The organism is Streptomyces sp. NPDC007088 (assembly GCF_042869355.1).
Taxonomy (GTDB): Bacteria; Actinomycetota; Actinomycetes; order Streptomycetales; family Streptomycetaceae; genus Streptomyces.
Genome location: NZ_JBIAFO010000002.1, coordinates 100,704 through 122,205, shown reverse-complemented (window position 1 = coordinate 122,205; position 21,502 = coordinate 100,704). Strand labels below are relative to the sequence as shown.

Sequence of the window (21,502 nt, the reverse complement as noted above, 5' to 3'; positions counted from 1 at the left end):
ACAGACGCGCGGGCTGTGGCTAGTCGGCGTTCGTGTCGATGACGCCGACGCGCTGGGCCGGGGTCTTGCCGAGCAGCGCCTTGCGCAGCGCGCCCGCCACGTCCTGCGGGGTGACCGGCGTCTTCTGCCCGGTGCCGCGTGTGACGAGGACGCCGTCGAAGGTCGTCCCGTACAGCTCCTTGAGCGCCTTCGTGTCGTAGGTGTCCACGAGCTTGCCGCCGACCGCCTTGACGCCGAGGATCTTCGGCAGCGAGCGGTCCGGGCCGAACTGGATCGAGACGCCGCCCGCGCGGACCGTGACCAGCCCGGACATCGCCGGCTCGGCGAAGTCCTTCATCATGCGGTCCACCTCGGACCTGGACACCTGCGGCTGGTGCTCGGTCAGCGGCAGCCGCACCGTGGCCGGTTTGCCCGTCTGCACCTGATCCCGGTACGCCGTGGACAGCACGTCCATCGACTTGTCGACGTCGAGGGTCCGGCCGGCCCGGCCGTAGACCGGGGTGGCCTTGCCGGGGGAGAAGGTGATCGTGCCCTCGCGCGAGGTGCCCGAGGTGCCCGCGACCCGGGTCAGGGAGTCCGCGAGCTTCTCCTCGTCGACCGGCATGACCGGCTGTACGACGCGCTCTCGGCCGATGAGCGAACCGAACACCGACACCGGGTTGTAGTCGCTGGTCGCGGCGGAGCGGACGGTGGCCTGGCTGTCGAGTGTCAGCCCGGACTTGTCGGGCTTGAGGCTCGCCTCCTTGCCGTCCACGTCGAGGGTGACGGGCGCGAGGGTGCGCTTGCCGAGCGTCGACTCCAGCTTGTTGACCGCCTCGTCCCGGGTGCCGCCGCCGATGTCCACACCGAGCACGGTGGTGCCCTTGGGCACGTCGGAACGGTTCATCAGCAGGCCCGCGCCGTAACCACCCGCGGCCACGACGACCACGAGGCCGACGAGCAGGCCGAGCTTGCTGCGGCCCTTCTTCTTGGCCTTGGGCGCCGGGGCGGGCGCGGGGACCGGGGCGACGGGCTCGGCGAGCGGCTCCGGGAAGCGGGCCGCCCCGCCGGGGCCGTCGAAACCGGCGGGCGCCTGCGGGCCGGGCACGACCGGGTCCTGGCGCATCGTCACCCGGTCGGCCGGGCCCCGGTTCACGGGCCCCGGGGGGACGACGGGGATACCGCTCGTGAGGGTGTCCCCGGACACCTGTCCGTCCGGGTGCCCGATCGGGCCGCCGGGCCGGCCGCTCCGGGGGCCGGGCGGCGTGTCGGGGTTCTGCGGGGTCAGGACCGCCGTGTCGTCGCCCATCCAGGGGGCGGTGGGCGGCGTCTGCGCGCCGCCGGGCTGCCCCGGGGCGCGGGGTCCGGGCTGCTGCGGGCCACGCTGACCGGGCTGGCCGGGCTGGCCCTGCTGTCCGGGCCGGCGCGGGGCGCCCGCGCCCTCGTGGGGCGCGCCTCCGTTGCGCGGACGGCTCGGCAGCGGGTTCTGCGCGGTGGTCTCCGGGGAGGGGGCGACCGGGCCGTGGCCGGGCGCGCGGCCCGCCTGGGGGCCGCCGGGGCGTGGACCGCCCGCGTCGCCGGGGGCGTTCCCGCCGCCGGGTACGGGGCCCTGTCCGCGCGCGCCGCCGGACCCGGGGGTGCCGGTGGCGCCGAGCGGGCCCTCCGCGAGCGCCCGCGACACGTCGAAGGAGCCGGAGCCGCCCTGCGCGCCGCCGCCCGGCACGGGGGTGCCCCCGGCGGGAGTGGCGGAACCGCCTTGCGGCGCCGGGCCGTTGCCGGCCGCGGGAGCGGCCGGGCTCGGCGTGTTGCCGCCCCGGGTACCGCCCTTGCGGGGAGCGAACCAGTCGCTCGGGGGCGGCTTCTCCTCGGGGGGAGCGGGGGCCGGGCCCGGGTCGGGCGCGGCGGGCCGCGGCTCGGTGCGCTCGGCGGGGGGCTCGGCCGCGGGCGGCCGGCTGCCCTCCTCCTTCTTCTTCTGCTGTTCCACCATGGGCGTGCGCAGCACGACGGGCGGGATCGGACGGGACCCGGGGATGTTGATCCTGATCCGGGTCGTCATCGTCGTCTCGGTCCTGCGCTCCTCCGGCTGCTGAGCGCCGTCGGGACCGTCCGCACGCGAGCGGCTCGCGTCCGGTGCCCCGGACGTCTCCCGCTCGTCCTGTTCGCCCTGGGCCGGGGAACCGTACGGGGGTGTCCCCGAGGGGTACGCGGCCGCGCCACGTCCCTGGGGGCCGGAGGACGAACTCTCAGTTTCACGACTCAAGGCAGGTTCTCCCTGGTTGGCTCCACCGCCCGCGCGCCCCTCGCGAGGGGTCCCCGGCTCAAGGTGGGGGTGGCCCGGCGGCGCGCACCACCATACTGGCCGTACGGGCCTTTCCGACCGGCACTGCCGGTGAAGCGGGGACAGCCGGTGCGCTCAAGTGGTACGTCATTTGCCAAGTCGGGCGGCGGGCCCACCTGGAGAGGACGATCTTCCCAGGGTGGCACACATCACAGCGACCACCATCCCGCCGAGCAGGAACACGTACGAGCCGAGGCCCGCGCCGAACGCGTAGTCGCCCTCCGGACGGGTCGTCGTCAGCAGGATGACGACGATCAGCCAGCCGGCCCCGGGGACGAGTCCGCCCGCCCGGTTGTCGAGGGCGAGCGATCCGGCGCGGCCGACCCCGGCCAGGCCGGCGAGGGCGAGGACGAGGCCGCCGGGCGGCCAGGCCGCCTGGACGAGGGCGCCCGCGATCCCGACGAGCGCGCCGAGCACGAGCAGCAGGACGTAGCCGGCGATCCGCGCGGGCCGGGGCGGCTGGGCGAGGAAACCACCGGCGGGGGCGGTGCGCTGGGCGGGCACCTTGGGCCGGGGAGCCGGCGGGGGCGTCGGCGGGGTCATCGGGGGGTCTCCTCTGCGTCCGCCGGGCCGGTGTGGCCCGGTCCGGTGCCCGGTCCGGGCGCCGCGGACAGGTCCGCCCCGGCCTGGGGCAGCCCGGCGAACAGGTCGCTCTCGCGGACGCCGGGCGCCGCGCCGGGGGTGCCGCGCACGACCTCGTAGTACTCGACGCCGAACAGGGGCTGGGCCTGGTTGTTGGACAGGGCGAACAGGGGTTCGGCGACGCTGATCTGGGTGGCGTGGGCGCGCATCGCGGCGATCTTCGCGGCCAGGTGGGCCCGGCCGTCGATCTCCGTGGTGACGGAGGACTCGGGCACGACGCCCGGCAGGTCGTCCACGGCGGCGAAGGTCTCGAAGGGGCTGTCCGCGAGCGCCTGTCCGGCCCGCGCGAAGGCCGCCTCCACGACGGGCCGGGGCATCCGGTTCCAGTAGATCTTGGCGATCCGGTGCGGCGGGTGGCCGCCGGGACGCGGATCGGGCCCGGCGGCGAGTTCGGCGGCCCGCATCGCGACCCGGTGGGCCTGGATGTGGTCGGGGTGGCCGTAGCCCCCGTGCGGGTCGTAGGTGATCAGGACCTGCGGACGGACCTCGCGGATGATGTCCACGAGCAGTCCGGCGGCCTCGTCGACCGGGGTGGACCAGAAGGAGCCGGGCCGGTCGTTCTGCGGGGTGCCCATCATCCCCGAGTCGCGGTAACGGCCCGGACCGCCGAGGAAGCGGTGGTCGGCGACGCCGAGTTCGCGCATGGCGGCGGCGAGTTCACCGGTCCGGTAGGTGCCGAGCCGGTCCTCGCGGTCCGCGGCGAGCGCCCCGAGCGAGGGCGGGATGACCTCGCCCTCCTCACCGAGGGTGCAGGTCACGAGCGTGACCTGGACTCCGGCCGCGGCGTACGCGGCCATCGTGGCGCCGTTGTTGATCGACTCGTCGTCCGGGTGCGCGTGGACGAGCAGGAGGCGGCGGGGCGGTTCCGTCATGGGGCAAGCCTACGAGGCCGGGCCGTCCCGGGCCCGACGCCCCCGTCGCCGCGCCGCCCTCCCGTGCCGCGCGCCGCTGATCACGGGCGCCCGGCACGGGTAGCCGCACTCCGGGTCAGAACTTGATGTCGCCGAGCATCCCGGCGACGTTGTTCGTGAGGTCCCTGATGGTGGGGGCGATCGAGGAGCCGGCCAGGAAGAAGCCCAGCAGGACGCAGACCACCGCGTGCCCACCTTTCAGGCCCGACTTCCTGACGAGCAGGATGACGATGATCAGCAGCAGCACGACCGCCGAAATCGAGAGCGCCACGGCGGCTCACCTCCCATGCTCGCGAAGACACGCAGGACACAGCCGGCCCCGCCACGCCCCGGCCCGACGTCGGCGGGTTCATACCCACCATGCGCTACGGATCATAACTATGAGTGGCGCCGCATGACTCGTCGCATCGGAGCATGAGGGGCGCATGGACCTCCGGCATGGGCCAACTGAGGGGCCCTCGGCCCGTCGGGGAGCGCGCGGGACGGCCTATTCTCTGCCGAATGACGACCGAGCCCGTGAGTTTCCCCCGCCAGTTCGCCCGCACGCTGAGATTCACGCTCGGCGCTCCCCGGACGGTGACCGTCTCCCCGGACGGGGAACGGGTCGTGTTCCTGCGCTCCCGTTCGGGGACCGATCGCTCACATGTGCTGTGGGTACGCGACCTCGTCGGCGGCGCGAAGGGCGGGGAGCGGGCCGTCGCCGATCCCGCCGCGCTGCTGGGCGGGGGCGCGGAGCGGCTCTCGGCGCGCGAGCGGGCGCGGCGCGAGCGCTCGCGCGAGGGCGGCGCGGGAATCGTGGGGTACGCGACGGACGCGGCCGTCGAGCACGCCGTCTTCGCCCTGTCCGGACGGCTGTTCACGACCGATCTGCGCGCGGGCACGAGCCGTGCGCTCTCCGTGCCCGGCCCGGTGATCGACCCGCGTCTGTCGCCCGACGGCCGGCACGTCTCGTACGTCTCCGGGGGCGCCCTGCGGGTGGCCGGCACCGACGGCGGGCGGGACGGGGCGCTCGCCGAGCCGGAGTCGCAGACCGTGACGTACGGGCTCGCGGAGTTCGTCGCGGCGGAGGAGATGTCCCGCACCCGCGGCCACTGGTGGTCCCCGGACTCCGACCGGCTGCTGGTGGCGCGGGTGGACGACGCCCCGGTCGCGCGCTGGTGGATCGCCGATCCCGCGCACCCGGACCGGGAGCCGGCCCAGGTCGCGTACCCGGCGGCCGGCACCGCGAACGCCGAGGTCCGGCTGTTCGTCCTGGACCTGCGGGGCGAGCGGACCGAGGTGCTGTGGGACCGGGCCCGCTATCCGTACCTGGCGCGCGTGCACTGGTCCCCGGCGGGTTCCCCGCTGCTGCTCGTGCAGTCCAGGAACCAGCGCGAGGCCCTGTACCTGGCGGTGGACCCGGACACCGGGACGACCCGCATGGTGCACGCCGACGGGGACCCGGACTGGGTCGAGCTGCATCCGGGGGTGCCGGTCTGGAGCCCGCGAGGGCAGCTCGTGCGGATCGCGGACGAGGGCGGGGCGCGGGTCCTCGCGGTCGGCGACCGGCTGCTGACCGGGCCGAAGCTGCATGTGCGCGCGGTCCTGGACGCCGGTGAGCGGGACCTGCTGATCTCGGCCTCGGCCGGCGTGGCGGCCCAGGAGCCGGAGACCGGGGAGATCCACGTCTATCAGGTCAACGAGCTGGGGACGCGCCGCCTTTCGCAGGGCCCGGGGGTGCACACGGCGGTGCGCTCGGGCGGGGTGACGGTCCTGAGTTCCGCGCGTCCCGACCGTCCGGGCGCGCAGCACACGGTGCTGCGGGACGGCGTGGAGGTGGCCCGGCTCGGCTGTTACGCGGACACGCCGGTGCTGGCGCCGCGCGTGACGCTGACGGTGGCGGGTGAGCGGCGTGTCCCGGCGGCGGTGCTGCTGCCGCGCTCGTACCGGGAGGGCGAGGGTCCGCTCCCGGTGCTGATGGACCCGTACGGCGGTCCGCACGGGCAGCGCGTACTGGCCGCGCACAACCCGCACCTGACCTCGCAGTGGTTCGCCGACCAGGGTTTCGCGGTGGTCGTCGCGGACGGCCGGGGCACCCCGGGGCACTCGCCGGCCTGGGAGAAGTCGGTCAGGAACGCGCTGACGCTGAGCCTGGAGGATCAGGTGGACGCGTTGCACGCGCTCGCGGAGCGGTTCCCGCTGGATCTCGGGCGGGTCGCGATCCGGGGCTGGTCCTTCGGCGGCTACCTCGCGGCGATGGCGGTGCTGCGCCGCCCCGACGTGTTCCACGCGGGCGTGGCGGGCGCCCCGGTCTCGGACCTGCGGCTGTACGACACGCACTACCAGGAGCGCTACCTCGGCGATCCGAACACACAGCCGGAGGTGTACGCGGCGAACTCGCTGATCACCGACGAGGGTCTGTCGCAGGCCGCGGACCGGCACCGGCCGCTCATGGTGATCCATGGTCTCGCCGACGACAACGTCGTGGTCGCGCACAGTCTGCGGCTGTCCTCGGCGCTGCTCGCGGCGGGCCGTCCGCACGAGGTGCTCCCGCTGTCGGGGGTCACGCACATGACCCCGCAGGAGCAGGTCGCGGAGAACCTGCTGCTGTTCCAGGTCGCCTTCCTGAAGCGGTCCCTGGGCCTGGACTGAGGGTCTTGCCCCCACCGGGCGCTCAGGCGCCCGGTGGGGCGGGCACCGGCTCGGCCGGGGGCCGGGCCGGGCGGGCGCCCGGCAGCAGCAGCGCGAGGACGACGAGGCCGGCGAGGACGTGGAACAGCGTGCTGGCCAGCGAGAGCTGCACGCGCGGGGAGGCGTCGAGGGTGCCGTCGAACTGCTGGAAGCGGACGGCGACGGACAGCCGGACCAGTCCCCAGGCGAGGACCATCGCGGCGGCCACGGTGCCGAGCGCGCGGCTGAAGGTGGCGCGGGCCAGCGCGGCGAGGCCCGCGAGGAGCGCGAGGAAGACGAGGACCGCCATCCACCAGCCGCGCGGGGTGCTGAGCAGGGAGAGCGTCGTGTTGCGGCTGCCGAGCAGCATCGAGCGGTACGCGATCCAGCCGTAGTCCCCGGCCCGGTCGGCCTCCCAGGCGGCGAACAGCGCGGCGCACGCGATCAGGAGCGCTCCGGCGGTGCGCGCGGCGGCGGGGGCGGGGCGGTCGGGGATCTCGGCGCGGGCCCGGGGCGCGCGGCGGCCGAGGGCGGCGGTCAGCAGGAGGGCGGCGCCCAGCAGCAGGCTCGCGACGGTCGTGGCGTAGGCGCGGGCGTGCAGGGCGCTTCCGGCCCACACCCCGGTCCAGCCCTGGCCGAGCAGCCACAGGGAGGGCAGCCGCAGGACGAGGGCGGCGGTGCCGGCGGCGGCGAGCGCGGCGGCCGCCGAGGCGGAGCGCGGGACGCGGGACGCGGCGAGCGCGCACACGACGCACAGCACCCCGTCGGTCAGTGAGGTGACCTGGACGGCGCCGCCGGAGGAGGCGGCCGGACTGCCCGCCCAGCGCCACCACACCTGGCCCGCGCCGGGGGCGAGGACCGCGTCGCGCACGATCCAGGCGAGGGACAGCAGGGCGAGCAGCGCGCACCCGCAGGTGCCGAAGAGGCGTGCGCCGCGGCCGAGCGTCTGTGGCTGTCCCATGAGTCCGGATACTCCCCCGGGGCCCCGGAGCCGACAAGGGCGGGGTGGTCTCGCGGTGGCGGCGAGCGCGGACGGGTGGGGCGGGCGGGCCGGGCGGGCCGACCTCGGCGGACCCCGGACACGGCGACCGGCCGGAGCGACATGGCGCGCTCCGGCCGGTCTACGGCACCCGCACGGCCGTACGTGGAACACCTTGTCGCGTCCGTATATCGGTGTGGCGTCGCCGGAGTTGCCTGCGTGTTAAGCCGCTCCGGCAGACGGGGGACGCGCGTTCCCGGCGGGCCGCGCCCCGCGTCCGGGAGGGCTGGCGGCCGGGGTTCAGTCGCTCGGGACGATCTGCTTCTCCTCGGCGAAGTGGCAGGCCGAGGGGTGTGCGGCGGGGATCTGCCGGCCCTGGAACCACGGCGGGACCGCGAGCAGGGGGTCCTCGACGGCGCATTTGTCCTGGGCCTTGAAGCAGCGCGTGCGGAAGTGGCAGCCGGAGGGCGGGTTGGCCGGGGAGGGCACGTCCCCGGTGAGGATGATGCGTTCGCGGCTCTCCCGGGCCTCCGGGTCGGGGACCGGTACGGCGGACAGCAGCGCCTGCGTGTACGGGTGGGTGGGGTGCTCGTAGATCTCTTCCTCGGTCCCGGTCTCCACGATGCGGCCGAGGTACATGACGGCGACCCGGGTGGAGATGTGCCGGACGATGGACAGGTCGTGCGCGATGAAGACGTAGGAGAGGTCGAACTCGCTCTGGAGCTTCTCCATCAGGTTGATGACCTGGGCCTGCACGGACACGTCGAGCGCCGAGACGGGTTCGTCGGCGACGATGATCTCGGGGCGCAGCGCGAGTCCGCGGGCGATGCCGATGCGCTGGCGCTGGCCGCCGGAGAACTGGTGCGGGTAGCGGTTGATGTACTCGGGGTTGAGCCCGACGACGTCCAGCAGCTCCTGCACCCGCTTGCGGCGCGAGCCCTTCGGCGCCACCTCGGGGTGGATCTCGTAGGGCTCCCCGATGATGTCGCCCACCGTCATACGCGGGTTGAGCGAGGTGTACGGGTCCTGGAACACCATCTGGATGTTGCGGCGCACCGCCTTGAGCGCCCGGCCGGAGAGCCGGCTGATGTCCTCGCCCTTGTAGCGGATGGCCCCGGCGGTGGGCTCCTCCAGGTGGACGAGCATCTTGGCGACGGTGGACTTCCCGCAGCCGGACTCACCGACCACGCCGAGGGTCTCGCCCTGGCCGAGGTCGAAGTCGACGCCGTCCACGGCCTTGACCGCGCCGACCTGCTTCTTGAAGACGATGCCCCGGGTCAGCGGGTAGTGCTTGGCCAGACCCCGTACCTCCAGGACGGGCGCCCCGGCGGCGAAGGAGTTCTCGGCCTGGGCCCTGGCCATCAGCCGGGCCGCCTCGCGGCCCTCACGGCGGGCCTCCTTGCGTGAACCGTGCTCATCGCGACGCATCGAGGGTCTCCTCCCAGAAGTGGCACGCGCTGCGGCGGGTCGGGGACACCTCGTAGAGCGGCGGGTCGTCGTGGCGGCACACCTCGCGGGCGCGCGGGCAGCGCGGGTGGAAGGCGCAGCCGGGCGGGATGTGCATGAGGTTGGGCGGCAGCCCCTGGATCGCGTAGAGGTCCTGGCCCTTCTGGTCGAGCCGCGGGATCGACTTGAGCAGGCCCTCGGTGTAGGGGTGGGCGGGCGCCTTGTAGATCTCGTGGACGGGGGCGTGCTCGACGATCCGGCCGGCGTACATGACGGCGATCTTGTCGGCGACGTCGGCGACCACCCCGAGGTCGTGGGTGATGAGGATGAGCCCCATGTGCAGTTCGCGCTGGAGTTCCGCGAGCAGGTCCATGACCTGGGCCTGCACGGTCACGTCGAGGGCGGTGGTGGGCTCGTCCGCGATGATCAGCTTGGGCTCCAGGGCGAGCGCCATGGCGATCATGATGCGCTGGCGCATCCCGCCGGAGAACTGGTGCGGGTACTGGCGTACGCGTTCCTTGGCGGCCGGGATGCGTACCCGGTCCATGAGTTCGACGGCCTTGGCGCGCGCGTCCTTGCGGGACATGCCGCGGTGCACGGTGAACATCTCGCCGAGCTGCTGGCCGACGGTGAGGACCGGGTTGAGGGAGGACAGGGCGTCCTGGAAGATCATGGCCATCTGGGCGCCGCGGACCTTGCGCCGCTGGTCCTCCTTGAGTTTCAGCAGGTCGCGGCCCTCGAACAGGATCTCGCCGCCGGTGATCTTCCCGGGGGGCACGTCGAGGATGCCCATGACGGCCTGGGCGGTCACGGACTTGCCCGAGCCGGACTCGCCGAGCACGGCCAGGGTCTCCCCCGCGTCGACGGCGTAGCTGACCCCGTTGACGGCCTTGGCGACGCCGTCCCTGGTGTGGAACTCGACGTGCAGGTCACGTACTTCCAGCAGCATGGGCGGGCTCCTCAGCGCAGCTTGGGGTCGAGGGCGTCGCGCACCGCGTCGCCGAGCATGATGAAGGCGAGCACCGTGATGGCCAGGGCTCCGGCGGGCCACAGCAGCATGTGCGGGGCGTTGCGCACGTTGGCGGAGGCCTCGGAGATCATGATTCCCCAGGAGACGGTGGGCGGTTTGAGGCCGACGCCGAGGAACGAGAGCGTGGCCTCCAGCGCGATGTAGGTGCCCAGCGCGATGGTCGAGACGACGATGACCGGGGAGACGGCGTTGGGCGCGATGTGCCGCAGCAGCATCCGGGAGTTGGAGGAGCCGAGGGCGCGCGCGGCCTGGACGTAGTCGTTCTGCTTCGCGGTGATGACCGAGCCGCGGGCGATACGGGAGACCTGGGGCCAGCCGAGCAGCACGATGAAGCCGATCACCGGCCACACCGTCGCGGAGGTCACGACGGACAGCAGGACGAGCCCGCCGAGGACCACGGGGATCGCGAAGAAGATGTCGGTGATCCGGGAGAGGATCGCGTCCCAGAACCCGCCGAAGAAGCCGGCCAGACCGCCGAGCACCGAGCCGAGCAGGGCGACCCCGATCGTCGCGCACACGCCGACCTCGACCGAGGCGCGGGCCCCGTGCACGGTGCGGGTGTAGACGTCGCAGCCCTGGTTGTCGAAGCCGAAGGGGTGCCCGGGGGTGGAGCCCTTCTGCGCGTTGGACAGGTCGCAGGAGAGCGGGTTGCCCGGCGCGATCGAGGAGGGCCAGATCGCGATGAAGACCAGGAAGAGGATGACGAGGCCCGAGATGATGAAGACCGGGTTGCGCCGCAGGTCGCGCCAGGCGTCGGACCACAGGCTGCGGGGCTTGGCGGCGGGCCCGCGCCCCTCGGGGCCGCCCTCGGCGACCGTCTCCAGGCTGGTCGCCTCGCTGCCCGCGAGGTCCGCCGCCCCGCCGAGGCCCGCCCCGCTGATGGCGTCGCGCCCGCTGGGGACGTTGTCTTGTGGCTCAGGCATACCGGATCCTCGGGTCGAGAACGGCGTACAGGAGGTCGACGACGAGGTTCGCCACCAGGAAGACCAGGACGAGGATCGTCACGAAACCGACGACCGTCTGCGTGTTCTGCCGCAGAATGCCCTGGTAGAGCTGGAAACCGACGCCGTGGATGTTGAAGATGCGCTCGGTGACGATCGCCCCGCCCATGAGGGCGCCGATGTCGGTGCCGATGAAGGTCACCACGGGGATCAGCGAGTTGCGCAGCAGGTGGCGGATGATCACCCGGTGGCGGGGCAGTCCCTTGGCGGTGGCGGTGCGTACGTAGTCGGCGCGGCGGTTCTCCGCGATGGAGGTCCTGGTCAGCCGGGTGACGTAGGCGAGGGAGACCGAGGCGAGCACGAGGCCGGGCAGGATCAGTTCGTCGAAGGGGGCCTCGGAGGACACGGCGGGTTTGATCCAGCCCCATTTCACGCCGAGCAGCAGCTGGAGCAGCAGGCCGGTGACGAAGGTGGGCACGGAGATGACCACGAGGGTCAGCAGGAGGATGCCGGTGTCCACGGGCCGGCCCCGGCGCAGTCCGGTGAGGACGCCGAGCGTCACCCCGATGACGATCTCGAAGACGATCGCGATGATCGTGAGCCGGATGGTGACGGGGAAGGCGGTGCCGATCAGCTCGGTGACCTTCTGCCCGTTGAAGGCGGTGCCGAAGTCGCCGGTGAAGACGTTGCCCATGTAGGTCAGGTACTGCTGCCACACGGGCTTGTCGAGGCCGAGGTCCCGGCGCAGCTGGGCGGCGGTCGAGGGGTCGCACTGGCGGTCCCCGCACAGTCCCGCGACGGGGTCGCCCATCACGTTCACCATCAGGAAGATGAGCAGCGTGGCGCCGATGAACACCGGGATCATCTGCAGCAGACGCCGGATCACATAACGTCCCATGGACAGCTCCGGGGTTGGGTGCGTGGCCCGGCGGGCGGTGCCGGTTCCGGGCCCCGGCCCGGCGCACCGGGGGGTGCGCGGGGCCGGGGGCCCGGCGGGTGCGCGGGGGCGGTGGGGCCGGGCGCGCGGCCGCCGGGCCGGGTGCGGGGCCGGGGCCGGTGGGTTTCGCCGGCCGGTCAGTTGACCTTGATCTCGTTGTAGACCGGGACGCTGAACGGGTTCAGTGCCACGTTGGAGACCCGGTCCGAGTAGCCGGCGCTGCCGTTCTGGTACCAGAGCGGGATCGCGCCCATGTCGTCGCGGAGCACGCCCTCGGCGTCCTGGAAGGTCTTGACGGCCTTCGCGGTGTCGGTCTCGCCGTTGGCCTGGTTGACGAGCTTGTCGAACTTCTTGCTGGAGTACAGGCCGTCGTTCGAGGAGGCGTTGGTGAAGTACAGCGGCTCCAGGAAGTTCTGGATCAGCGGGTAGTCCATCTGCCAGCCGGCCCGGAAGGGGCCGGGCATCTTGTGCTGGCCGATCTTGTTGCGGAAGTCCGCGAAGGTCCCGGTGGGGTTGCCCACGCACGCCTTGTCGTTCTTGAGGGCGTTGTTGATGCTGTTGCAGACCGCGTCGATCCACTCGCGGTGGCTGCCGGTGTCGGCGTTGTAGCCGAGCTTGACCTGCCCGCCGGGGATGCCGCCGGCCTCCTGGACGAGCCTGCGCGCCTCGGCCGGCTTGTACTCGCACGCCTCCCCGCACAGTCCGGGCTTGTAGCCGCCGTCCTCGCCGAGCACCGGGGAGGTCCAGTCGGTCGCCGGGGTGCGGGTCTTCTGGAAGATCGTCTCGGTGATCTGCTTGCGGTTGATCGCCATCGACAGGCCCTTGCGCAGCTGCGCGCTCTTCGGCCCGCTCCACCCCTTGTCGTAGAAGGGGAAGGCGAGGGTCTGGATGATCCCGGCGGGCGTGTTCAGGTACCGGTCGCCGAGGTCGCTCTTGACGTTCTTGAGCTGCGAGGCCGGGATGTCGTCGACGACGTCGAGGTTGCCCGCGGTCAGGTCCGTGTAGGCGGTGTTGTTGTCCGTGTAGACCTTGAGGTCGATCCCACCGTTGCGCGCCTTGTCCGGCCCCGGGTAGCCGTCCCACTTCCGCAGCTTCATCTGCGAGCCCTTGGCGTAGGACTGGATGGTGTAGGGGCCGTTCCCGACGGGCTTGGAGAGCCACTGGTCGTGGTTCTTGAAGAAGGACTCGGGCAGCGGCGCGAAGGCGGCGTAGCCGAGCGTCTCGGGCCAGGTGGAGAACTTCTGGCTGAGCTTGACGCTGAAGGTGCGCGCGCCGGTGACCTTGAGCCCGGACAGCGTCTGCGCCTTGGGGGTGCCGGAGGCCGGGTGGACCTGATCGTAGCCGTCGATGTACCCGAAGAAGTACGCGTTCTTCTGGTTGTTCTTCAGGTTCGCCCCGTAGTTCCAGGCGTCCACGAAGGACTTCGCGGTGACCTTCTCGCCGTTGGAGAAGGTCCAGCCGCTCTTGACGGTGACGTCGAAGTTCTGCGAGTCCTTCGTCTCGATCTTCTCGGCGAGCATGTCCTCGGCCTTGCCGGTCTTCGGGTTGTACCGCTTGAGCCCGCGGAAGACCATGTCGAGGACCTTGCCGCCCTGCACCTCGTTGGTGTTGGAGGGCTCCAGGGGGTTCTGCGGGTCCCCCCACGAGGAACTCACCACTCCGGAGCCGTCGCCCCCGCCACCACCGCCGCCACTGTCGTCCCCACCGCCGCAGCCCGTCGCGGCCAGGGCGACGGCGACCGCGCAGGCGGCCCATTTGGCGTGCGTGGCTCCTCGCATGGGGTGCCTCCTCGTGAGCGGTATGTCGCACTTAGGGCCTCATAGCACCTCATCCGGACACGGCTCGCACCGCGAGAACGACCATCCGGGTTCCGGCGCCGAATGAGAAAACCTCAGATGTCACTCAAATACGTGGTACTCCTCTCGTCCCGACTGAATCCTGAGGCAGGACAGAAAAGGACAGCCGAAGGAGTACACCCGTGCGCAGGAGCCTTTACCTCTCTTTCCCGCTCGCCGCGAGCCTTGCCGTGACGGCACTCGCCACAGCGGCGCCGGCCCAGGCGGGAAGCATGAATTTTCGCCTCAAGAACGTAACCACCGGGAAGTGCCTGCAGTGGAACGGCGTGGGAAAGGCCGCCACCGCCGTCAAGTGCAGCACCAAGACGAGGAAGCAGCTGTGGGGCTGGTCGGGTGACCACCTGGCCACGCTGGCCGTGCCGCTGCCGGGGCAGGACTGCATCGTCGGCTCGACGAAGTACGAAAAGAGCGTCAAGGGCGGCGGCTGTTTCGGACGTACCACGAATTGGGTGCACTCCCAGGGCATTGGCGGGAAGAAGACGGTCCTCGCCAACAGCGTGAGCGGTTACCTGAAGGTCACCACCAAGAACAAGGTCATCGCGGGCAAGCGGGTCAACGGCGATCGCGACCAGTGGAAGCTGATCTGAGCCGGGCCCTTGCCGAACGCGAGCGCGGAACCACGCCCGGCGCCCCGGTGTGATTCCTGACTATTGCCGCGACGCCCCGGTTCGGCAATGTGCCCTTCTCGTTCCCGGTCGGTGGGCCGGGCCACAGGAAGCTGACGCGTGAGCGGGAGGAGGACTTCCCCTCGCGCGGTGTGGCGTGAGGTACGCGGACGCGGCGAGGATCATCGGCGGCGGGCTCCGCGCGGGAAGGCGGGCTCCGCGCGGGAAGGCGGGCTCCGCGCGGGAAGGCAGGGCACAACGCGGCCGGCACCTCCCCCGTCGGCGGAGGGCGACCGCCCACGCGACCGGGCGCCGGACGGAGCCCTCCACCGTCGGCCGCGAGATCCGCCGCGACCGGCGCGCCGCCGACCACCACCGGAACCGCGCCCTTCATCCGCCCGGGGCCCGGACGGGGACGGCCGCACACGGCTCCCCCCGACCGGGGGCACCGCGCACCTCGTCGTCCGGCCCCGTCACCGCCGGAGGAAACCTCTCGTGGCGCGGACAAACCCGTGGACACGGCGGCATGTCTGCGAAAGGGTCGGGAACACGGCCCTGGCCAGCGCCTCCGCTTGCGCGCACCCGCGCACCCGCGCATCAGGCCGGCCGCGCGGGCGGACGCCCCTCCGTCGAGTCGCTCCAGCCCCGGCTCGCACCCGGCGGCCCCTCCCCGGACCGCCGCACACCCCCGTACGTCCGGATATCGAACAGCTTGCACCGTTCAGTGCCTCGTGCACCAAATGTCAAAACGGTGCGATAACGACAAACCAAAGCCAACCAACACCTTAGGCAAAGGGTTGGCCAAGAAGGTAAACAGCTCACCAAGCCTGAACGAATTTTATTGACCTTGCTCCATTTGCATTGAAAAAGTCCGGCTAGCCCGTGGGCGTGTCCTGCGGAGTTTTCGACCCTCCGGGCCAGGAGCACCATGACCACCCCAACGCCTGCCGCCTCAGCAGCAATAGACGAGGCGGCCATAGAGACGGAGCTCAGCGCTCCGTCTCCTTCCACGCCCCCCAAGACCGGGGGTGAGAGCCGTTCTCCGGGGCGACTCGCGTGGCGCCGTTTCAAGCGCGACCGCACCGGCATCGTGTCCGGGGTCGTCGTCGTCCTCTTCTTCGTCGTCGCGCTCGCCGCACCGCTGTTCGCCAAGCTCTCCGGCAAGAACCCGTACACGACGTACGGGCAGGACGACCCGACCCTGCTGAACGAGTTCAGCAACCCCATCGGTGCGTTCGGCGGGGCGAACGGGGACTTCTGGCTCGGCATCGAACCGGGTCTCGGCCGGGATGTCTTCACCTTCCTCATCTACGGCATGCGCACTTCCCTACTGATCGCGGCGGCAGCGACGCTGCTGACGACCCTGATCGGTGTCGCCGTCGGCATCACCGCCGGATACCTCGGCGGTAAGACGGACTACTTGGTCGGCCGGATCATCGACATCCTGCTGGCCTTCCCGTCGACTCTCTTCTTCATCGCCTTCACCCCGGTCCTGCTGAGCCTGTTCGTCGCCCCCGACGACAAGACGCCGACCTGGCTGATCACGATCTGCCTGATCGCCGTACTGACGGCCTTCGGCTGGGCCACCATCGCGCGACTGCTGCGCGGTCAGGTGGTCGCGATGCGGGAGCGGGAGTTCGTGGAGGCCGCCCGGGTCACCGGGATGTCCTCGCGCCGGATCATCTTCAAGGAGCTGCTACCGAACCTGTGGACGCCGATCCTGATCCAGGCGACTCTGGGCCTTCCGGCCTTCGTGACCGCCGAGGCCGGCCTCGCGTTCCTGGGTGTCGGCATCCAGGACCCCACGCCTGACTGGGGCGTCATGCTCCAGCGAGGGGCCGCGGTGTACCAGAACGACATCTCCTACATGCTCGTACCGGGCCTGACCATGGTGATCTTCGTGCTGGCCTTCAACCTCCTCGGTGACTCGGTACGCGACGCTCTCGACCCCAAGTCGAAGCGCTGACGAAGCGGTTCACCTGCGTAGTCCGTTCTGCCTTACCCCTTCAAGACAGGATCGTCATGTCCTTTTCGCGTAGAAACTTTCTGATCTCCACCGGTGTCGCCGCGGGTGGCGCCATGGTGCTGTCCGCCTGTGGCAGTGACGACTCGGGTTCCGGTGGCGGCGGCTCCAAGTCCAAGGGCCCCTCCGTGTCCGGCTCGAAGGCCAGCACCGTGGCGGTCGGCACGAAGGCCGACTCGACCGGTCCGGCTCCGGAGATCGCGGGCGCCAAGAAGGGCGGCACGATCTACATCACCGACCGTGACGACTTCCCGCACCTGGACCCGCAGCGCATCTACTACGCGTACACCCAGGCCGCGATGATCCCGCTGCACCGCGGACTGACCGGTTACAAGACCGACACCAAGGGCGTCTCGATCCTGGTCGGCGACCTCGCGACCGACGCCGGCACGGTCACCGACGGCGGCAAGACCTGGAAGTTCACGCTGAAGGACGGCCTGAAGTGGCAGGACGGCAAGCCCGTCACCACGGAGGACGTCAAGTGGTCGTTCGAGCGCGGCTTCGCCGACTTCACGACCGAGGGCCCGACCTACGTCGAGACCTGGCTTGAGGGTGGCGCCAAGTACAAGGGCCCGGAGAAGGGCAAGCGCATCGCCTCGGTCGAGGTCGACGGCCAGGACATCACTTTCACGCTCCAGGAAGCGCACGCCGACTTCAACTTCGCGCTGGCGATGATGGGCTACTGCATCGTCCCGAAGAAGCACGACACCCAGGAGAAGTACGACAAGCTGCCGTTCTCCTGCGGCCCGTACATGATCAAGTCGCACACCACGGACAAGTCCCTGGTGATGGTCCGCAACCCGCACTGGGACGCGAAGCTCGACCCGATCCGCAACAACTACCCGGACCGGTACGACTTCACCTTCGGCTTCCAGGCCCTGACCACCACGGACCGCTTCATAGCCGACTCGGGCAAGGACCAGTACGCGGTCACGCTGCTCAACGAGGTCGCGCCCGAGCGCATCCAGAAGGTCATGACGGACCCGAACCTCAAGAAGCGCGTCACCAGCCACATCGGCGCGGGCACGTACTACTGGGCCATCAACATGACCCGGATCACCGACCTTGAGGTCCGCAAGGCCCTCAACTACGCGTGGCCCAACCAGCAGATCCGCCAGCTGCGCGGTGGCCCGGCCACCTCGGAGATCGCCTCGACCGTGCTGAGCCCGCTCATCGCCGGCCGCGAGGACTTCGACCTCTACGGCAAGCTCAAGAAGCCCGCCGGTGACCCGGAGAAGGCCAAGGAGACCCTGAAGAAGGCCGGAAAGCTCGGCCAGAAGATCGTCTTCGCCTTCCCGCGCAGCGACGTCCAGATGAAGGTCTCGGTCGCGATCGTCAACGCCCTGAAGAAGGCCGGCTTCGACCCGGTCGCCAAGGCCATCGACTCGACCTCGTACTACGACGAGATCGGCCAGCTGGACAACAAGTTCGACGTCATGTCGGGCGGCTGGGTCGCCGACTGGCCGACCGGTTACACCGCCCTCCAGCCTTGCTTCGACAGCAAGGAGGTGCGCAACATGGGTAACAACTGGCCGCAGCTCAAGGACGCCTCGGTGGACAAGGCGATCGCCGCCGCGACCGCCGAGACCGACCCGAAGGCCGCCGGCAAGGCGTGGGCCGCCGTGGACCGCAAGATCATGGAGCAGGCGGTCGTGGTCCCCGACTACTACCCGCTGCGTAACTACATGCACGGTTCCAAGGTCGGCAACCACACCTACGACGGTGCCTACGACTGCCCCGCCCTGCACAAGATGTACGCCATGTGATCTCTGACAACGGGGGTGGCGGGTCCTGTGCCCGCCACCCCGCTGCCGTGTGGTCACCCTCGGCGCCCCCGGACGCCAACCTCCCCCGCCAGGCCCTTTCGCAGGCGCCCGCCAGGAAAGTCACGCCCCCATGACCCGTTTCCTCATCCGCCGAATACTCGGCGCCCTCGTGATCCTGTTGATCATCAGCGCCGTCACGTTCTTCCTGTTCTATGCGGTCCCGCGTGACCCTGCCCGGCTGGCGTGCGGAAAGGTCTGCACCCCCGAGACGCTCGAAACCGTGCGGCACAACCTGGGCATCGCCGACCCGGTACCGGTCCAGTACTGGCACTGGCTGGTCGGCCTGTTCGCCGGTCGTGACTACGGCAACTACGGGCACTGCGACTTCCCGTGCCTGGGTTACTCGTTCGCCAACCACGAGCCGGTCTTCAACACGATCGTCGACCGCATGCCGCTGACCTTCTCGCTCTCGCTCGGCGCGGCCTTCTTCTTCGTGCTCTTCGGTGTGGGCGCCGGCATGATCGCCGCCGTGAAGCAGGGCAAGGCCGTCGACAAGATCGCCAGCTCCGCCTCGCTGCTCGGCTCCGCGATGCAGGTCTACTTCGTCGGCATCATCGCGATGTACTTCCTCGCCGACCAGTGGCACGTCCTCAAGCGCCCCGAGTACGTGTCCTTCTCGGACAACCCGGCGAAGTGGGCCTCCGGACTGCTGCTGCCCTGGCTGGTCCTCGCGATCATCTTCACCGCGAACTACACGCGTATGACCCGCTCCCAGCTCGTCGAGCAACTGAGCGAGGACTACGTCCGTACGGCGCGGGCCAAGGGCCTCTCGCGCAGGTCGGTGTTCTTCCGCTTCGCCTGGCGCGGCGCGATGGGGCCGATCGTGACGATCTTCGGTCTCGACGTCGCCCTCCTGTTCGGTGGCGCGATCATCACCGAACAGACCTTCAGCCTCCAGGGCATCGGAGCCCTCGCGGTGAAGTCGGTCAACGAGTCCGACCTCCCGATGCTGCTCGGGGTGACCCTGACGGCGGCCGGGGCGATCGTGGTCTTCAACATCATCATCGACGCGGTGTACGCCCTCATCGACCCGCGCGTCCGCCTCGCCTAGGAGAGCGCATCATGAGCACCCCCTTCCTCTCCGTGCGCGACCTGCACGTGCACTTCTCGACCGAGGACGGCATCGTCAAGGCCGTCGACGGCCTCTCCTTCGACATCGAGGCCGGCAAGACGCTCGGCATCGTGGGCGAGTCGGGTTCCGGCAAGTCCGTCACCAACCTGGCGATCCTTGGCCTGCACGATCCGGCCAACACCGAGATCACCGGTGAGGTCCTGCTGGACGGCGAGGACCTGCTGGGCGTGAAGGAGAAGCGCCTGGAGACGCTGCGCGGCAACACCATGTCGATGATCTTCCAGGACGCGCTCGCCTCGCTGTCGCCGTACCACACCATCGGCCAGCAGATCGGTGAGACCTACCGCAAGCACACCGGCGCCTCCAAGAAGGAGGCGCGGGCCCGCGCGGTCGAGATGCTGACCCGGGTCGGCATTCCGCAGCCCGACATCCGGGTCGACGACTACCCGCACCAGTTCTCGGGCGGTATGCGTCAGCGCGCGATGATCGCCATGGCGCTGGTCTGCGACCCGAAGCTGCTGATCGCGGACGAGCCGACCACCGCGCTGGATGTGACGGTGCAGGCCCAGATCATGGACCTGCTCAAGGACCTCCAGCAGCAGACCGGCACCTCGATCATCTTCATCACCCACGACCTCGGGGTGATCGCCGACATCGCCGACGAGGTGCTCGTGATGTACGGCGGGCGGTGCGTGGAGCGCGGCACCAAGAAGGAGGTGCTGGCCGATCCCCAGCACCCCTACACCTGGGGCCTGCTCGGTTCCATGCCGACGCTGGACGGCCCGGTGGACGTTCCGCTGACACCGATCCCGGGCACGCCGCCGAGCCTGCTGAACCCGCCCACGGGCTGCCGTTTCCACCCGCGCTGCACGTTCACCGAGCAGGTGAGCGGTAACCGCTGCGTGGACGAGACGCCGGAACTGAGGCTGGTCGACGGGCGGGGGGCTGCCTGTCATCTGACCCCGGAGCAGCGGCGGGAGTTCTTCACCGAATTCACCGCGGCCCGAACCGCCTGACCGAAGAGACCAGGACACACACCATGAGCAGTACCTCCCCCCTTCTCGAAGTCTCCGGGCTCACCAAGCACTTCCCGATCATGGCGGGCTTCCCGTTCAAGCGGCAGGTGGGCGCGGTCCAGGCGGTCGACGGACTCGACTTCACCGTGGGCGCCGGCGAAAGCCTGGGCATGGTCGGTGAGTCGGGCTGCGGAAAGTCCACCACGGGCCGGCTCGTGACCCGTCTCCTGGAGCCCACCGGCGGAAAGATCAGCTACCGGGGTCAGGACATCACGCACTCCGGGCGCAAGGAACTGGCTCCGGTGCGCTCCGAGATCCAGATGATCTTCCAGGACCCGTACGCCTCGCTGAACCCGCGGCAGACGGTCGGCAAGATCATCACGGGTCCGATGGAGGTCAACGACATCAACCCGGCGGGCGGACGCGAGAAGCGGGTGCGCGAGCTGCTGGAGATCGTCGGTCTCAACCCCGAGCACTTCAACCGCTTCCCGCACGAGTTCTCCGGCGGTCAGCGCCAGCGCATCGGCGTGGCTCGCGCCCTCGCCCTGAACCCGAAGCTCATCGTCGCGGACGAGCCGGTCTCCGCTCTCGACGTGTCCATCCAGGCGCAGGTCGTGAACCTGCTCCAGGAGCTGCAGCGCGAGATGAACATCGCGTTCCTGTTCATCGCGCACGACCTCGCGATCGTGCGGCACTTCTCGCAGCGCGTCGCGGTCATGTACCTGGGCCGCATCGTGGAGATCGCCGACCGCGAGGACCTGTACGGCAACCCGCGCCACCCCTACACCAAGGCGCTGCTGTCGGCCGTGCCCGAGGCGACCGCGGACGACCAGCCGGCGCGGGAGCGCATCCGCCTCCAGGGCGATGTACCGTCTCCGGTGAACCCGCCCTCCGGCTGCCGTTTCCGTACGCGCTGCTGGAAGGCGACGGAGAAGTGCGCGACGGACACCCCGCCGCTCGTCCAGATCTCCGGCAGCCGCGAGGGACACCTCACGGCCTGCCACTACCCGGAGGAGTCGCAGGTCACCGACCTCAAGAAGTCGCTGACCGCCTGATCCCTCCCCCTTCCGGCACCTCACGGGGTGCCGGTCACCAGCCCCCCGGCGGTACGGGTACACCCCCTGAGATCCGGCCGCCGTCGGAGCCGGACATGTTGGCCCATTGACCCGAGTTCGATGTGCACGGCTCCCTCCGGGGATGCGAAGGCCCGTCGCCCGCGTGAGCGGGGGGCGGGCCTTCGCGCGTCTGGCCC

General features: G+C 70.8%; 17 protein-coding genes. 7 read left to right on the top strand and 10 right to left on the bottom strand.

Features of this window, described 5'->3' with window-relative positions:
- Nucleotides 1-19: 19 nt before the first annotated feature.
- From ACFYMP_RS03645 to ACFYMP_RS03630, 4 genes are all read right to left on the bottom strand, one after another.
- Nucleotides 20-2,239, bottom strand: a complete 2,220-nt coding sequence (locus ACFYMP_RS03645; protein ID WP_388849910.1) for a hypothetical protein — start codon at nucleotides 2,237-2,239, stop codon at nucleotides 20-22.
- 165 nt (nucleotides 2,240-2,404) lie between these two features.
- Nucleotides 2,405-2,860, bottom strand: a complete 456-nt coding sequence (locus ACFYMP_RS03640; protein ID WP_388849907.1) for a DUF6113 family protein — start codon at nucleotides 2,858-2,860, stop codon at nucleotides 2,405-2,407.
- Entirely contained in the window at nucleotides 2,857-3,831 is a 975-nt protein-coding gene (gene mshB, locus ACFYMP_RS03635) for an N-acetyl-1-D-myo-inositol-2-amino-2-deoxy-alpha-D-glucopyranoside deacetylase (RefSeq protein ID WP_388849904.1), read from the bottom strand. The genes ACFYMP_RS03640 and mshB overlap by 4 nt, the downstream gene beginning before the upstream one ends.
- Before the next feature lie 115 nt (nucleotides 3,832-3,946).
- Nucleotides 3,947-4,141 (bottom strand): hypothetical protein, encoded by a 195-nt coding sequence (locus ACFYMP_RS03630; protein ID WP_388849901.1) that lies wholly within the window; start codon nucleotides 4,139-4,141, stop codon nucleotides 3,947-3,949.
- A gap of 230 nt (nucleotides 4,142-4,371) precedes the next feature.
- Here ACFYMP_RS03630 and ACFYMP_RS03625 point away from each other — a divergent pair, with 230 nt between their 5' ends.
- Nucleotides 4,372-6,501 carry a prolyl oligopeptidase family serine peptidase gene (locus ACFYMP_RS03625; RefSeq protein WP_388849898.1) on the top strand — a complete coding sequence of 710 codons (2,130 nt, stop codon included), beginning with the start codon at nucleotides 4,372-4,374 and terminating at the stop codon, nucleotides 6,499-6,501.
- A 22-nt stretch (nucleotides 6,502-6,523) separates the two neighbouring features.
- Here the strand turns inward: ACFYMP_RS03625 and ACFYMP_RS03620 are convergent, their stop codons facing one another.
- The 6 genes from ACFYMP_RS03620 to ACFYMP_RS03595 form a co-directional block, all read right to left on the bottom strand.
- Nucleotides 6,524-7,480 (bottom strand): hypothetical protein, encoded by a 957-nt coding sequence (locus ACFYMP_RS03620; protein WP_388849895.1) that lies wholly within the window; start codon nucleotides 7,478-7,480, stop codon nucleotides 6,524-6,526.
- 318 nt (nucleotides 7,481-7,798) lie between these two features.
- Nucleotides 7,799-8,926: an ABC transporter ATP-binding protein gene (locus ACFYMP_RS03615; protein WP_388849892.1), complete on the bottom strand. Its 1,128-nt coding sequence runs from the start codon at nucleotides 8,924-8,926 to the stop codon at nucleotides 7,799-7,801.
- Complete coding sequence (locus tag ACFYMP_RS03610; protein WP_388849889.1) at nucleotides 8,913-9,893, bottom strand: ABC transporter ATP-binding protein; 981 nt, start codon at nucleotides 9,891-9,893, stop codon at nucleotides 8,913-8,915. The genes ACFYMP_RS03615 and ACFYMP_RS03610 overlap by 14 nt, the downstream gene beginning before the upstream one ends.
- A gap of 11 nt (nucleotides 9,894-9,904) precedes the next feature.
- A complete protein-coding gene (locus ACFYMP_RS03605) occupies nucleotides 9,905-10,897 on the bottom strand; it encodes an ABC transporter permease (RefSeq protein ID WP_388849886.1) in 993 nt (330 codons plus the stop codon).
- Nucleotides 10,890-11,813 (bottom strand): ABC transporter permease, encoded by a 924-nt coding sequence (locus ACFYMP_RS03600; RefSeq protein WP_388849883.1) that lies wholly within the window; start codon nucleotides 11,811-11,813, stop codon nucleotides 10,890-10,892. Before ACFYMP_RS03600 ends, ACFYMP_RS03605 begins: the two co-directional genes overlap by 8 nt.
- Nucleotides 11,814-11,989: 176 nt before the next feature.
- A complete protein-coding gene (locus ACFYMP_RS03595) occupies nucleotides 11,990-13,630 on the bottom strand; it encodes an ABC transporter substrate-binding protein (RefSeq protein WP_388849881.1) in 1,641 nt (546 codons plus the stop codon).
- Between the two features lie 290 nt (nucleotides 13,631-13,920).
- Between ACFYMP_RS03595 and ACFYMP_RS03590 the strand changes: the two genes are divergently transcribed.
- The 6 genes from ACFYMP_RS03590 (at nucleotide 13,921) to ACFYMP_RS03565 (ending at nucleotide 21,305) form a co-directional block, all read left to right on the top strand.
- Nucleotides 13,921-14,295 (top strand): hypothetical protein, encoded by a 375-nt coding sequence (locus tag ACFYMP_RS03590; RefSeq protein WP_388849878.1) that lies wholly within the window; start codon nucleotides 13,921-13,923, stop codon nucleotides 14,293-14,295.
- Between the two features lie 946 nt (nucleotides 14,296-15,241).
- Nucleotides 15,242-16,279: an ABC transporter permease gene (locus tag ACFYMP_RS03585; RefSeq protein WP_388849875.1), complete on the top strand. Its 1,038-nt coding sequence runs from the start codon at nucleotides 15,242-15,244 to the stop codon at nucleotides 16,277-16,279.
- Nucleotides 16,280-16,335: 56 nt separating this feature from the next.
- Nucleotides 16,336-18,102 (top strand): ABC transporter substrate-binding protein, encoded by a 1,767-nt coding sequence (locus ACFYMP_RS03580; protein ID WP_388849872.1) that lies wholly within the window; start codon nucleotides 16,336-16,338, stop codon nucleotides 18,100-18,102.
- Nucleotides 18,103-18,232: 130 nt separating this feature from the next.
- A complete protein-coding gene (locus tag ACFYMP_RS03575) occupies nucleotides 18,233-19,213 on the top strand; it encodes an ABC transporter permease (protein ID WP_388849869.1) in 981 nt (326 codons plus the stop codon).
- A gap of 11 nt (nucleotides 19,214-19,224) precedes the next feature.
- Nucleotides 19,225-20,250: an ABC transporter ATP-binding protein gene (locus ACFYMP_RS03570; protein ID WP_388849866.1), complete on the top strand. Its 1,026-nt coding sequence runs from the start codon at nucleotides 19,225-19,227 to the stop codon at nucleotides 20,248-20,250.
- Between the two features lie 23 nt (nucleotides 20,251-20,273).
- On the top strand, nucleotides 20,274-21,305 hold the full coding sequence (locus tag ACFYMP_RS03565) for an ABC transporter ATP-binding protein (protein ID WP_388849863.1): 1,032 nt from the start codon (nucleotides 20,274-20,276) through the stop codon (nucleotides 21,303-21,305).
- Nucleotides 21,306-21,502 lie beyond the last annotated feature (197 nt).

What these genes read in the sequence shown, in the direction of transcription:
- ACFYMP_RS03640 (WP_388849907.1), bottom strand. Translation starts at nt 2,860, where the DNA reads ATGACCCCGCCGACGCCCCCGCCGGCTCCCCGGCCCAAGGTGCCCGCC.
- mshB (WP_388849904.1), bottom strand. Translation starts at nt 3,831, where the DNA reads ATGACGGAACCGCCCCGCCGCCTCCTGCTCGTCCACGCGCACCCGGAC.
- ACFYMP_RS03625 (WP_388849898.1), top strand. Translation starts at nt 4,372, where the DNA reads ATGACGACCGAGCCCGTGAGTTTCCCCCGCCAGTTCGCCCGCACGCTG.
- ACFYMP_RS03620 (WP_388849895.1), bottom strand. Translation starts at nt 7,480, where the DNA reads ATGGGACAGCCACAGACGCTCGGCCGCGGCGCACGCCTCTTCGGCACC.
- ACFYMP_RS03615 (WP_388849892.1), bottom strand. Translation starts at nt 8,926, where the DNA reads ATGCGTCGCGATGAGCACGGTTCACGCAAGGAGGCCCGCCGTGAGGGC.
- ACFYMP_RS03610 (WP_388849889.1), bottom strand. Translation starts at nt 9,893, where the DNA reads ATGCTGCTGGAAGTACGTGACCTGCACGTCGAGTTCCACACCAGGGAC.
- ACFYMP_RS03605 (WP_388849886.1), bottom strand. Translation starts at nt 10,897, where the DNA reads ATGCCTGAGCCACAAGACAACGTCCCCAGCGGGCGCGACGCCATCAGC.
- ACFYMP_RS03600 (WP_388849883.1), bottom strand. Translation starts at nt 11,813, where the DNA reads ATGGGACGTTATGTGATCCGGCGTCTGCTGCAGATGATCCCGGTGTTC.
- ACFYMP_RS03595 (WP_388849881.1), bottom strand. Translation starts at nt 13,630, where the DNA reads ATGCGAGGAGCCACGCACGCCAAATGGGCCGCCTGCGCGGTCGCCGTC.
- ACFYMP_RS03590 (WP_388849878.1), top strand. Translation starts at nt 13,921, where the DNA reads ATGAATTTTCGCCTCAAGAACGTAACCACCGGGAAGTGCCTGCAGTGG.
- ACFYMP_RS03585 (WP_388849875.1), top strand. Translation starts at nt 15,242, where the DNA reads ATGACCACCCCAACGCCTGCCGCCTCAGCAGCAATAGACGAGGCGGCC.
- ACFYMP_RS03580 (WP_388849872.1), top strand. Translation starts at nt 16,336, where the DNA reads ATGTCCTTTTCGCGTAGAAACTTTCTGATCTCCACCGGTGTCGCCGCG.
- ACFYMP_RS03575 (WP_388849869.1), top strand. Translation starts at nt 18,233, where the DNA reads ATGACCCGTTTCCTCATCCGCCGAATACTCGGCGCCCTCGTGATCCTG.
- ACFYMP_RS03570 (WP_388849866.1), top strand. Translation starts at nt 19,225, where the DNA reads ATGAGCACCCCCTTCCTCTCCGTGCGCGACCTGCACGTGCACTTCTCG.
- ACFYMP_RS03565 (WP_388849863.1), top strand. Translation starts at nt 20,274, where the DNA reads ATGAGCAGTACCTCCCCCCTTCTCGAAGTCTCCGGGCTCACCAAGCAC.